The following is a 13,177-nucleotide window of genomic DNA, read 5'->3' on the forward strand; positions in this document are numbered from 1 at the left end:
AGATTTCTTACACATAACTACTGAAGATATCTGTCAAAAAAACCAAACAACATCCTCTATCATCAATTTATCTGATTAATCTAAGAATAATTGCATACAATTAAAATGGTGTATATAATAAATTATGCACGTTTTATTAACATAGAATTATCAATAGTAACAGAGAACCCATAATATCTTAGCATCGGTTTTACTGTCATAGTGTGTGTACTACAAAATTTTGAAAGACATTTTTTTAAGTCAATGGACCCCCCCAACGCAAGAATATCATGAAGAAACAATTTCCCTATTTTTGAATTAAGAATGCCTAATTCTTGAAAACGACACCAAACATTGGATGCCAACATATCCGACCATAAATAACTATAATACCCTGCAGAATAATCATTAGAAAAAGTATGTAAAAAAGAGTGAGGAAAACGATCCCAATCCATTGAAAAATGATACGTTGATATTTGTTTTATTACGTCATTAAATATTTTTAATACACTCCTCTTTTCCCCCGGAATATATTCATGATGTATTCGTAAATCAAATAATCCATATATCACTTGACGTAAAAGATACGATGATGATTGGTATGTTTTTGTTTTTAATAAGTTATTTATTATATGATCAGGTAACGGTTCTTGTGTTTGACAATGCATGGAAATTAATTGTAATACATTAGGTTCCCAGCAAAATTTTTCCATGAGTTGACTAGGTAATTCTACCACATCCCAAGGTACCCCATTAACTCCAGATATCTCTGGAATATCAATGCGTGTCATAATATGATGTAGTACATGCCCAAACTCATGAAATAAAGTAATGACATCATGATGCGTCAGCAAACATGAAGATTTTTGATTTTCTGAACGATTAAAGTTACAAGTTAAGTATGCGATGGGTTTTTGATTAGCAGTATTATTCCGATACATCATGCTCACTAACTCATCCATCCAAGCACCCTCTCTCTTATCATTTCTAAGGTATATATCTAAATAAAATCCTCCTATCCACTCATTTTCTTCGTCAAAAATATCAAAAAATCGTACATCAGAATGCCATTTCTCTATGTTATAACGTTCTTTAATAATGATTCCATAAATGCGATTCACTACTGAAAACATTCCATGAAGTACCGTTTTTTCAGTAAAATAATAACGTAGTTCTTCATTTTTAATAGAAAAAAGATACTGTTTCTGTTTCTCTCTATAATATGCAACATCCCATGGATATAAAGATATACAAGAACATTTATTTTTAGCAAAATTTTGTGTTTCTAAAAATTCTTTATATTCGTAAGGGCGTATCTGGTCGGATAGGTTTATAAGAAAATCAAATACTTGCTTTGGGCTTTGTATCATTCTGTTTGCTAAAGATTTTTCAAGATAAGTACTAAATCCCAAAATTTGTGCTAACTCATAGCGTAATGCAAGAATTTCATCCATTACCAAAGTATTATCCCATTTTCCGCTATTAGGTCCTTGATCAGAAGCACGAGTATTAAAAGCCCAATATAGTTCTTCTCTCAGTTCTCGGGTATCACAATATAACAAAACTGAAGAATAACTAGGATATTGCAATGTAAATAACCATCCTTTTTTTCCACGAACTTGTGCTGCTGCACGAGCAATCTCTAATATATGATCTGGTATTCCGGATAATATTTTTTTTTCAGTAACTAACTTATTCCAACCTAACGTTGCGTCAAATACATTATTGGCATAATTTGAACTTAATCGGGATAATTTAGAGGTTATATATGCATATATCTTTTTATTCTGTGGAGACAAATAAATTCCTGATAATTTAAAATTACGTAAAATATTATTTAACACTTTTTTTTGTATTGAACTTAACTGTTGATAAGCATCTCCATGTCGTAATAATTGATACGATCTATACAATCCATAATGTTGATTGACCCAATTTCTATATTCAGAAATAAGTGGTAAACTTTCTTCATAAACTTTACGTAATTCTAAATTATGTTGCACAGAATTTAAATGCGTTATCGGAGACCAAGTGCGTTGCAACTCATTTTCTGCAATCATCAACGGATAATATAACGTGTCCCAAGTAATACGTTTCTCAGATGCAATCTGCTCTACCGTATTATAACAATGAGTCAATACTGTTCGCACAGCCTCTTTTATATGGCTTACCTTAATAGAGGAAAACGGAGGAAATATAGAATAGCTTAACAACGGATTATTATCCATAAAACAAACCTTAAAAAATTATAGCTATCGTATAGCCAATTTTGAAATCTCACGTTGTATTAAAATCATATACATAAACAGGTTATACATACATCCAGATATTATCTGTAAACTTATTTATTTAATTAAATAGGTCTTTATTGACGCATCATTTACAATCATTTTACTGTTTATCAATTTACGTAAAATTCAATAAATACATCATTATTTTATATCGGTGAGGAAGGATTTGAACCTTCGACCTATACGTCCCGAACGTATTGCGCTAACCAAACTACGCTACTCACCGTCGTGTTATAAGTATGGTTGCATATAACTCGCGATTCAACATAAATATTCTGATTTTATTGACACAATCAACCACAACAAAATTTAGAATTTACTAATACGATTTTATCAATAAGAATACCACTAAACAGATATCTAAATTAAAATATTTATTTTATCATGTTTTATCAAAAGTTGAAATATACACAAACATCATATTAAATAATATAAATAATTTGCATACATTTATTAATAAATAATCTATTCGTATACATTATTATCTAACAAATGTATAATCTAAATTATGCTTAGAATTAATAGTCTTACTATTTACATTATTATGGAGAAATTTTAATTATGAGTTTTATATTACCTTCTTTAACTTACTCATATGATGCTTTAGAGCCATTTTTTGATGAAAAAACTATGGAGATTCATCATACAAAACACCACCAAGCATACATTGATAACGCTAATGCAGCGCTAATTGATTTACCTGAATTTTCTAATCTATCTGTTATAGAATTAATAAAACAATTAAATCATTTACCTAATCACAAAAAAACTATATTACGTAATAATGCCGGAGGACATATCAATCATAGCCTTTTTTGGAAGTATCTTAAAAAAAATACTGTACTTCAAGGATCATTAAAAGATGCAATAGAATATAACTTTTCAAGTATCTCTTCTTTTAAAGATCATTTTGAAAAAACCGCCATTAGTCGTTTTGGATCTGGTTGGGTATGGCTTATAAAACAAAATAATATTTTATCTATAGTATCTACTGCTAATCAAGATAACCCATTAATGGGAACAGATATTTCCGGAACAAATGGACACCCAATTCTTGGTCTAGATGTATGGGAACATGCCTATTACTTAAAATATCAAAATCGGCGATTAGAGTATATTAGATCATTTTGGAGTATAGTGAACTGGGATGAAGTACACGAGCAATTCAATCAAGTATAAAATAGTTATTAATTAAACTAAAAGATATGAGTTTTATATACACATGTCAAATTTGATGGCATTCTAAACACAAACAAGTTTACGAAGTACCATTGATCATAATTTCAGTTAGCTCGTAAAAAATTATTAACGAGCTAACTGAAATTAAAAAATACACACATAAATATACAGTTAAACATTTAATAAAGAAATATCCGACACCTTCAAAAATAAATTTTTAACTTTATTTAATAAAGTTAATCGATTGATTCTTATCTCTTCATTTTCATCCATAATCATAACATTATCAAAAAATGCATTCACCGCATTTGATATCGTTACAACAACAATTAATGCATCATAATAACGATGTTGTGCGCACAATACCTGCAGTCTTTTTTCAATCGAAATTACCTCCATGGCTAAACTTATTTCTTCTGGCTTTTTTAACAAAAAATATTGCACATCATCATAAGATATCTGATGTTTTAATAACATATGAGATATGCGTTTATAAATTAAATTCAATTTAACATTCTTCTCTTTTTGTAATCTACAAAAATCAGTGACTGCTTTTATCCGGTCATCGATATCTACTATGCTATCAGATTTAATACTTAAAACTGATTTTATAACATCTAATTTGTAACCTCTCAAAGAATACCACGAAAACAAACGATTATACATAAAATCATAAATATCATTAATAGCTGTCGCATTAATTAATTGAGAACCATATAATTGTACTGACTTTTTTATTAGATCACATAAATTTATTGGTAATTTTTTATATATAAGAATACGTAAAATTCCAACTGCAGATCTCTTTAAAGCAAACGGATCTCTGTTTCCTTTTGGTAATTCTTTAACTCCAAATATACCTGATATAGTATCTATTTTATCTGCAATAGATATAACACAAGAAATATGAGTGGTAGGTAATGTATCTTCAGAAAAACGAGGTTGATAATGTTCCTTTTGCGCTAATGCTATTTCTTCCAATTCACCATCACGACGAGCATAATACATACCAATAGTTCCTTGAGTTGAAGGAAATTCAGATACCATATTACTCATCAAATCACACTTACACAAACGCCCAGCGCGTTTCGTTTGTTCTATATCTATACCTATTTTTTCAGCTATCCATCCGGATAATGTTTCTATACGCCAACTTTTATCACGCAAAGTACCAAGTCTGCTATGAAATAAAACAGCATTTAATTTAGGTATATAATCTTCTAAACGACATTTGTTATCTTGCATTAAAAAAAACTCTGCATCCATTAAACGTGGAGTTATCACATTTTCGTGTCCAGCAATAATTTGTTCGTAGTTATCTGAAATCGTATTTGATACAAAAATAAAATACGGTAATAAAACTCCACCTGTAACATCGTATACAGGAAAATACTTTTGATCGTATTTCATAATATGAAGTATTACCTCACATGGTAATACTAAAAATTTATTATTAAATTGACCAGAAAGAATTACAGGCCATTCTACTAAAGAAGTAACTTCTTCTAACAAACTCTCTACACTCTGAGCATCTACAATTCCCCCAAGTTTTCTAGCCTCTTTTTCTATTTCTGAACATATTATATTTTTACGTACATCATAATCTGCTATTACCCAACCATCTTTAGTCAAAATATCTGGATAATGATCTGCATGTTCAAGAGTAATTTTATTCTCTTCCATACATCTATTACCATATAATATTCGATCTGTTTTTATACCAAAAAAACAACCCGGAACAAGATATGTATCTAACAATATAGTCATAGTACGGACGGGCCGAACAAATGGAATATCTATATCGCTCCAACGCATCATTTCATAATCATTTAATTTTTCTAAGGAGGAATTAACTATTTTACATAATAAATATTTTAAATTTTTATGCGTTGCTATATTTTCATCGTATGCCAATATTTTTTGAAAATTATCGGTGTGCAAAATACTTTTGACATTCATATTATTAACTATATGATTAATTTGAGTATCTGCATTTTTAATACATTTATCATACATATCACTAGTATCTGATTGATTAACACATTCTATATTAGTATTGAAGTCACTTCTTACTGTTATATTAGCCTTTACCGCTAAGCGACACGAAGATGCAAACCACTTCACTTTATCACAAAAAAAATTACTTTTTTTAAACTCACTAACAATCTGATAAAAAAAATCTTTTCCTAATCTTTTTAAAATTTTAGATGGCAACGACTCAGTACCAACCTCTACTAAAAAAGTATATACTTTCATTATAAAATTATCCTTGCATTATATTATAATTTCTTTATACACATAGGAAATCCTAATTTTCTGCGAGATATATAGTAAGATTCTGCTATCATTTTTGATAATTTACGAATACGTAAAATATAATTTTTTCTTTCTGTAATGGAAATTACTTTCCTAGCATCTAATAAATTAAAAATATGTATTGCTTTTAAAACTCGTTCATATGCGGGCATAAGTAATGGTTGCGTCATAGTAATCAAATATTTTATCTCATTTTCATATTGACTAAAAATTTTAAACAAAAATTTAATATCCGTATGTTCACAATTATAAATTGATTGTTCTAATTCATTTTGATAGAATAAATCTCCATACGTAACAGGCCCTAATACACTATGACTCCAAATCAAATCATAAACACGATTGACCCCTTGCAAGAATAAAGATAAACGTTCTAAACCATAGGTTATTTCTCCAGTAACAGGTCTACATTCTAATCCACCCATTTGTTGAAAATAAGTAATTTGTGTTATTTCCATACCATTCAACCAAACCTCCCAACCTAATCCCCATGCCCCAAGCGTAGGGTTTTCCCAATTATCTTCAACAAAAAAAATATCATTTTTTATATGATTTAATCCAAGTTCTTTTAAAGAATCTAAATATAATTGCAGCATATTTTTTGGAGAAGGCTTTATAATTATTTGGAACTGATAATATTGTTGCAATCTATTGGGATTTTGACCATACCGACTATCCATTGGCCGGCGAGATACCTGAACATAAGAGAGAGCAATAGGCTCTGGACCAATAGCATTAAAAAAAGTCATGGGATGCGAAGTAGCGGCCCCAACTTCTATATCTAATGGTTGAACTATAATACAACCATAACTTTCCCAATAACTTTCTAATGTTCGTATTAGTCCTTGAAAGGTTTTTGTATCATTGTTATCGTACATTTTATCTTATCTATTTAAAAAATCATTTTGATTGCACATCTACTTATAACAATAAATATTCATTTCATTATTGTTGATGACATTTATAATATAACAAAACTTAAAGTTATAATTACAGAAAATAATTTCTATCATGTAATGCAAAACATCTTAAATTAAAAATCAATATATATTGATATATATAGGACATCAAAAACATCAATATTAATATTTTTATATCTATTTAATATTAGGTATTATATATTCATATATATAATAATGAGATGATTTTTAAATCAGTTGCTTAAAACAAATTCATTCTACATCGATCATTATAAATATGCTATACAACAAAATAAAAATTCACATTCATATATTATGAACATGTAGTTTTATTCTTAATCTTGATAAGACATTACATATTTCAGAAATCTACACGCATTAGGGTATAAAATGATTTCTCAAGAAACACCGATCATAATAATTTCTTATCTAATAATGTTTATTTTTATCATTACCGTAATACCATTGGGTTTATTTCCTTGTTTTTTTTCTGGATTTTTAACTTATGAAATTATAGTATCTCTTGCATCTTACTTTGAACGATTTATTGGAATCAGTCGTGCTCGTTGGATTTCAGTAGCATTTATTGTTATAAACATAACTATTGTTATAGTCATAGGAGTTATTAATTGCACCAATTTTTTTACAGAAGATATCAATAAAATTAGTATTTCCATTGAAATTAATAGAATTTTTTCTGATTTTAAAAAAAGACTTCCTGATTTTTTACCTTCTTTTTTACCAAATACTACCGAAGAACTAAAAGATCAAATATTTACTTGGATCGAATCAAACTCAATTCTTATCCGAAATATGGGACACACTTTTCTACACGGATTTATTACCTTACTAGTAGGAGTAGTGGTTGGTATTTTAGTATCTTGCTCTAAATCTACAAAATATTATACTCATGATACATTTTTCATTATTCAATTATCAGAACGTATATATAATCTTTCTAGAGCATTTCGCAATATTGTTTTTGCTCAAATTAAAATTTCTTCCGTAAATACACTGTTAACATCCATTATAATTTTTGTTTTATTACCATTAATTGGACAATCTTTACCATTAGGAAAGACTTTAATCATCATTACTTTTGTTTTGGGTATGCTACCAATCATTGGTAATCTTATTTCCAATATTATGATTACTATCGCTGCTTTATCTATCTCGTTAAGCATTGGATTAATGATGCTTATTTATTTAATATTAATTCACAAATTAGAATATTTTTTGAATGCCGAAATTGTTGGAAATAAAATCAATGCTAACCCTTGGGAACTAATACTTGCAATGATTTTGCTAGAATCAATATTCGGATTAGAAGGCCTAATAGCAGCTCCAATTTTTTATGCCTATTTAAAAAATGAATTACGTTCGAAAAAAATAATTTGATATTTTAGTGTTAAACTCATTCACATAATCAACTAATTTATTGATTAAATATCGGAAACTATAAAATCAAACCGAACTCTATCCGTATATTTAATTAATAAAGCCCGGTTTGATTCTTACATTACATTAAGAATTAAATTTATCACTATTTAATTTCTATACGCCTTGGTTTTAATGTATCTGGTAATATTCTTTCCAAATGTATGTAAAGAATTCCATACTCCAGATTTGCACCTGTTATTTGAATATGTTCGGCTAATTGAAATTTTCTTTCAAAATCATGCTCAGTAATACCCTGATACAAATAATTTTTAGAATTTTGATGGGAATCAATATGTATCCCTTTAACTACTAACATATTATCATGCATTGTAATATCCAATTCACTATTCGTAAAACCAGCTACTACAATAGAAATACAATATTTGTGTTCACTAACTAATTCAACATTATAAGGTGGATAACTTCCATTACTTTGCCCGATCTCCAAAAAATTAACTAATCTATCAAATCCAATGACAGAACCATACAACGGCGAAAAATCGAAATTACGCATATACAGCACTCCTAATCAAGTGATTGACTAACTTTAACAAATGTACAAATATAATAAGATTTAATTACTGTATCTTCTACTATAATATCATTACCTATATTATAATACTATTTGTGCTTATAATATCAATACATAATTACATAATAACAATCTATTAACTGGAAAACCATTTTTACATCAAATTCACATGAAAATATTTACAATTTAGTAATCTACATTTGTTGCTTTCAATGCATTCTTTTCAATAAATGCACGTCTTGGTTCAACTAAATCACCCATAAGTGTAGTAAATAAATGATCAGCTTCTATTGCATCTTTTATTGTTACACGTAACATACATCTGTTTTTTGGATTCATAGTTGTTTCCCATAATTGATCTGGATTCATTTCACCTAGTCCTTTATAACGTTGTATTATTAATCCCTTTTTAGATTCTTGCATAAGCCATTCCATTGCTTGATCAAAAGAATGGACCCGTTTACGATATATCCCATATTCTATATATGCATCTGAAATACACAATGCATTCATTTTCATTCCAAAAGATACCAATTTTTTATATTCATAACTTTTAATAAAATCCATACTTAATACATAATCTATATTTATACCGTATGTTCGTATACGTAATACCGGTTCAAAATATTTATGCTCATGACGTTTTAAAATAATAAAATCATAACTATTTCCATATTCTTCAAAACCACTCAATGAGTCAACTAAAGATCTCACCCATATTTCAACATTTTCGTAACAACAACATTGTTCCTCAGATAAAACTGAATGATAAACTAATCTATTCAATAGTATCTTGGGAAATCGATGCTCCATTCGAACAATGATTTTTTGTATTAAATAATATTCAAAAACTAATTGTTCTAATATTTTTCCTGTTAAAGGAGGGGTATCAGGATTAATATAGAAACGAGAACTTCCCACTGCTATTGATATTTGATATCTACTCATTGCTTCCTCATCTTTAAGATATCGTTCTTGGCGTCCTTTTTGAACTTTATACAAAGGAGGTTGCGCAATAAATATATGGCCTCTTTCAATAATTTCTGGCATCTGCCGATAAAAAAAAGTCAACAACAAAGTCCGAATATGTGCGCCATCAACATCTGCATCCGTCATAACTATAATATTGTGATATCTCAATTTATCTGGATTATATTCATTTGGACCAATTCCGCATCCAAGAGCAGTAATTAACGTCATCACTTCTTGAGAAGTCAACATTTTATCGAAACGTGCTTTTTCTACATTTAATATTTTGCCTTTAAGCGGCAATATTGCTTGATTTTTACGATTTCTACCTTGTTTTGCAGAACCACCAGCAGAATCTCCTTCTACCAAATATAGTTCAGAATAAACTGGATTTTTTTCTTGACAATCGGCTAATTTACCTGGAAGTATTGAAAAATCTGACAAACCCTTACGACGTGTCAAATCCCTTATTTTTCTCGCTGCTTCTCGAGCCCGGGCAGCTCCTATAACTTTATTTATTATATTCTTAGAATCTATTGGGTTTTCTAAAAAAAATTCTATTAATTTTTCATAAACTAATGACTCAACGGCAGTTTTCGCCTCCGAAGACACCAATTTATCTTTAGTTTGCGAAGAAAATTTTGGATCTGCTATTTTAATAGATAATACAGCAACAAGCCCTTCTCGAGCATCATCTCCTATAGTTAGAACCTTAACTTTTCTATTATATCCTTCTTTATCCATATAAAAATGCATTGTTCTTGTAATAGCTGCTCTTAAACCTGATAAATGAGTCCCTCCATCCCGTTGAGGGATATTGTTAGTAAAAGAATATATCTTTTCCTGAAAGTTATCATTCCATTGTAATGCAACCTCTATATTGATTTCTCCTTTATTGCCTAAGCAATAAAATATATTAGGATGAATTGGTGTTTTATTAACACTTAAATACTTTATAAAAGATTTTACTCCGCCTGAGCAATGAAAATTTTCTTCTTTATTATTACGGCAATCACGCAAAATAATTACGATTCCAGAATTTAAAAATGACAACTCTCTAAAACGCCTAGCTAAAATATCATATTGAAACTCAGTTTTACCCGTAAATGTTTTAAGACTTGGCCAAAAACGCACTGTGGTGCCGCTGTGCTCACTATCGCCTATAATTTCCAAAGGTGATAACGGTTTTCCTTCACAATACACCTGTTTGTAGGTTTTAAAATCTCTTTGTATTACTAATTCTAGTCTCTCAGACAATGCGTTTACTACTGACACTCCAACACCATGTAATCCTCCTGATACTTTGTAATTACTATTGTCAAATTTACCTCCAGCATGTAATATAGTCATGATAACTTCAGCTGCAGATATTCCCTCTTCTTCATGCAGACCTGTGGGAATACCGCGTCCATCATCCTGTACCGAAACAGAATGATCCTGATGAATTATTACTACTATTTTCTGACAATATCCCGAGATAGCTTCATCAATAGCATTATCTACTACTTCAAATACCATGTGGTGCAATCCTGTGCCATCATCAGTATCTCCAATATACATCCCAGGACGTTTTCGTACCGCGTCTAACCCTTTTAAGATCTTAATACTTGAAGAATCATAAGCACTCAACATGACCTTGTTCCTGTATAAATACACATATAATATAAACAAATTTTTTCAAAAAATATATAACCCAAAATAACTACAACTGAAGTATCATATTTATAAATATGAACACACACATGCATGCATAATCATTTGATCATGCAGCAAAGATTTACTTATATAAAGAAAATATATTGATTATTCCATTTTTAATTTGGAAATGTATAATCACTTAGATAATTTATCCGTTTTGGTGTTATTGTGATTACGCACTATCAACTAAATCACACTTCATAACATTAAAATACATGTTAGGTTACAATCTGTAAATCATTATTATATCCGAATTGGCATGACGATATATGTTGCTCCATAACATTGCTCTGTGCCCTCAATTTGCACGCTAGATATTGCATTTGTTAAATAAAACCTCACATAATAAGCATTCATTACCTGAAGAACATCGATTAAATAATCTACATTAAAAGATATTTTCATATTCTGACCTGAATATAAAACGTCTAAAATTTCTTCTGATGCTTCATGTTCAAAATTATGCGCGGTTATTTTTAATTGATTAGTACTTAAGGCAAATTGAATGATACGAAGTTTTTCATTTGCAAGAATAGCTGCACGTTTTAAAGCCTGCTTCAAAAGATCACATTCTATTTCCAAAACATTTTTTGGGCGTTTTACAAAAATATCATGACAATTCGGAAACACAGCATCAATCAACTTAGAAGTAAAAGTATAATCATCTGCCTCCATACGAATACTATTATTATTCGTGCGAATATTAACTAATTTTTCTCTGACGTTTAACAAACGTAAGATTTCAATAACTCCTTTTCGAGGTATGATCACTGATTGATCGGGTAACAATGAATCCATAGTTATTTCGCAACTTGCCAAGCGATGTCCATCTGTCGCAACAATACGTAAAACATTTTCCTTAGTTTCAAAAAACATACCATTTAGACAATAACGTACATCTTGATGACCCATAGAAAATTGGGTTAATTCAATCATTTTTTTTAAAATATCTTGAGATATGACTAATTGTAAGTTACTATCCCAATTTTCTAATTTAGGAAAATCTGACGAAGAAAATGTAGATAAATGAAATTTACTACATCCAGAACAAATAATTAGTTTTTTTCCCTCTAATACTATAGAAATTTTTGATAGTTCGGATAAACTGCGACAAATTTCGAAAAACTTACGCCCTGGTACTGCAACGGATCCCATGGGACACTTATCTTGTAACATAATTCGAACCGTTATCTCTATTTCTAAATCTGTAGCAGTAATACACAAACAATTATCATTGACTTCTAATAATACATGAGTTAATATGGGGATCCTCGGGCGTCCGCTAAGGATGCCCATAATCTTTTGTAATGATCGATATAACAACTTTCTATCTATTGAAACATCCATAACTGAACTTGTTAAAAACAATATTCCAAAATAATCACGCGTGATGTTATTTTGATTAAAGACTCAGTAATATATCGTAATAATATAGTGTGTAAAATATCAAAACGCAAACACATTGATGTGTAAAAAAATAAACGACACGTTCATACAAATAATTACCTTCATTAGTATTATTCCAAATCAACAATCATCACTAAAAATAATAAAACAAAACTCTAAATATTTTTGACTTCGTCTATACTATCCTATAGTATAAGCGTTAATTATCAACGCAAAATAGTTAAATAACACAATTAAATAATTTTATTATTATTATCAAGTAAATACACAAGAATATAAATATGAAACGCACCTTTCAGCCTTCCATATTAAAACGCAATAGAGCGCACGGGTTTAGAGTAAGAATGTCAAGAAGACAAGGCCGTAAAATATTATCCAGACGTAGATCCAAAGGACGCGTTCGATTGGTTGTGTCTGTATAAACATTCACTAAAATTTTATTAGTT

The 13,177-nt window shown here is 29.4% G+C and carries 9 protein-coding genes and 1 tRNA gene; 3 read left to right on the forward strand and 7 right to left on the reverse strand.

The genetic code is table 11. The features are described from left to right. Positions 1-122 precede the first annotated feature (122 nt). Positions 123-2,207: a M3 family metallopeptidase gene (locus tag M9409_RS02680; RefSeq protein WP_250226827.1), complete on the reverse strand. Its 2,085-nt coding sequence runs from the start codon at positions 2,205-2,207 to the stop codon at positions 123-125. 214 nt (positions 2,208-2,421) lie between these two features. After that, positions 2,422-2,496, reverse strand: a tRNA-Pro gene (locus M9409_RS02685). A gap of 335 nt (positions 2,497-2,831) precedes the next feature. Between M9409_RS02685 and M9409_RS02690 the strand changes: the two genes are divergently transcribed. After that, positions 2,832-3,449 (forward strand): Fe-Mn family superoxide dismutase, encoded by a 618-nt coding sequence (locus M9409_RS02690; RefSeq protein ID WP_250226828.1) that lies wholly within the window; start codon positions 2,832-2,834, stop codon positions 3,447-3,449. Between the two features lie 171 nt (positions 3,450-3,620). Here M9409_RS02690 and glyS read toward each other — a convergent pair whose 3' ends face one another. Both glyS and glyQ read right to left on the reverse strand, forming a co-directional pair. After that, positions 3,621-5,705 (reverse strand): glycine--tRNA ligase subunit beta, encoded by a 2,085-nt coding sequence (glyS, locus tag M9409_RS02695; protein ID WP_250226829.1) that lies wholly within the window; start codon positions 5,703-5,705, stop codon positions 3,621-3,623. 23 nt (positions 5,706-5,728) lie between these two features. Continuing rightward, complete coding sequence (gene glyQ, locus M9409_RS02700; protein WP_250226830.1) at positions 5,729-6,643, reverse strand: glycine--tRNA ligase subunit alpha; 915 nt, start codon at positions 6,641-6,643, stop codon at positions 5,729-5,731. A gap of 432 nt (positions 6,644-7,075) precedes the next feature. Between glyQ and M9409_RS02705 the strand changes: the two genes are divergently transcribed. Beyond that, the gene (locus tag M9409_RS02705) at positions 7,076-8,083 is read left to right on the forward strand and encodes an AI-2E family transporter (RefSeq protein ID WP_250226831.1); all 1,008 of its coding nucleotides are present in this window, start codon (positions 7,076-7,078) and stop codon (positions 8,081-8,083) included. Positions 8,084-8,228: 145 nt separating this feature from the next. On the opposite strand, the gene M9409_RS02710 is transcribed toward M9409_RS02705, so the two are convergent. The 3 genes from M9409_RS02710 to dnaN all read right to left on the reverse strand — a co-directional run bounded on the left by M9409_RS02710 (position 8,229) and on the right by dnaN (position 12,671). Continuing rightward, the gene (locus M9409_RS02710; protein WP_250226832.1) at positions 8,229-8,639 is read right to left on the reverse strand and encodes an Hsp20 family protein; all 411 of its coding nucleotides are present in this window, start codon (positions 8,637-8,639) and stop codon (positions 8,229-8,231) included. Between the two features lie 204 nt (positions 8,640-8,843). Then, positions 8,844-11,258 (reverse strand): DNA topoisomerase (ATP-hydrolyzing) subunit B, encoded by a 2,415-nt coding sequence (gyrB, locus tag M9409_RS02715; RefSeq protein WP_250226833.1) that lies wholly within the window; start codon positions 11,256-11,258, stop codon positions 8,844-8,846. Between the two features lie 309 nt (positions 11,259-11,567). Beyond that, a complete protein-coding gene (gene dnaN, locus M9409_RS02720; protein ID WP_250226834.1) occupies positions 11,568-12,671 on the reverse strand; it encodes a DNA polymerase III subunit beta in 1,104 nt (367 codons plus the stop codon). Positions 12,672-13,012: 341 nt separating this feature from the next. Between dnaN and rpmH the strand changes: the two genes are divergently transcribed. Continuing rightward, the gene (rpmH, locus tag M9409_RS02725) at positions 13,013-13,153 is read left to right on the forward strand and encodes a 50S ribosomal protein L34 (RefSeq protein WP_250226835.1); all 141 of its coding nucleotides are present in this window, start codon (positions 13,013-13,015) and stop codon (positions 13,151-13,153) included. Positions 13,154-13,177 lie beyond the last annotated feature (24 nt).

It is taken from the genome of Blochmannia endosymbiont of Camponotus sp. C-046 (assembly GCF_023585865.1).
In the GTDB taxonomy this organism is placed as follows: Bacteria; Pseudomonadota; Gammaproteobacteria; order Enterobacterales; family Enterobacteriaceae; genus Blochmanniella.

Excerpts from the sequence above, each read along its gene's own strand:
- M9409_RS02680 (WP_250226827.1), bottom strand. The coding sequence starts at position 2,207 with ATGGATAATAATCCGTTGTTAAGCTATTCTATATTTCCTCCGTTTTCC.
- M9409_RS02690 (WP_250226828.1), top strand. The coding sequence starts at position 2,832 with ATGAGTTTTATATTACCTTCTTTAACTTACTCATATGATGCTTTAGAG.
- glyS (WP_250226829.1), bottom strand. The coding sequence starts at position 5,705 with ATGAAAGTATATACTTTTTTAGTAGAGGTTGGTACTGAGTCGTTGCCA.
- glyQ (WP_250226830.1), bottom strand. The coding sequence starts at position 6,643 with ATGTACGATAACAATGATACAAAAACCTTTCAAGGACTAATACGAACA.
- M9409_RS02705 (WP_250226831.1), top strand. The coding sequence starts at position 7,076 with ATGATTTCTCAAGAAACACCGATCATAATAATTTCTTATCTAATAATG.
- M9409_RS02710 (WP_250226832.1), bottom strand. The coding sequence starts at position 8,639 with ATGCGTAATTTCGATTTTTCGCCGTTGTATGGTTCTGTCATTGGATTT.
- gyrB (WP_250226833.1), bottom strand. The coding sequence starts at position 11,258 with ATGTTGAGTGCTTATGATTCTTCAAGTATTAAGATCTTAAAAGGGTTA.
- dnaN (WP_250226834.1), bottom strand. The coding sequence starts at position 12,671 with ATGGATGTTTCAATAGATAGAAAGTTGTTATATCGATCATTACAAAAG.
- rpmH (WP_250226835.1), top strand. The coding sequence starts at position 13,013 with ATGAAACGCACCTTTCAGCCTTCCATATTAAAACGCAATAGAGCGCAC.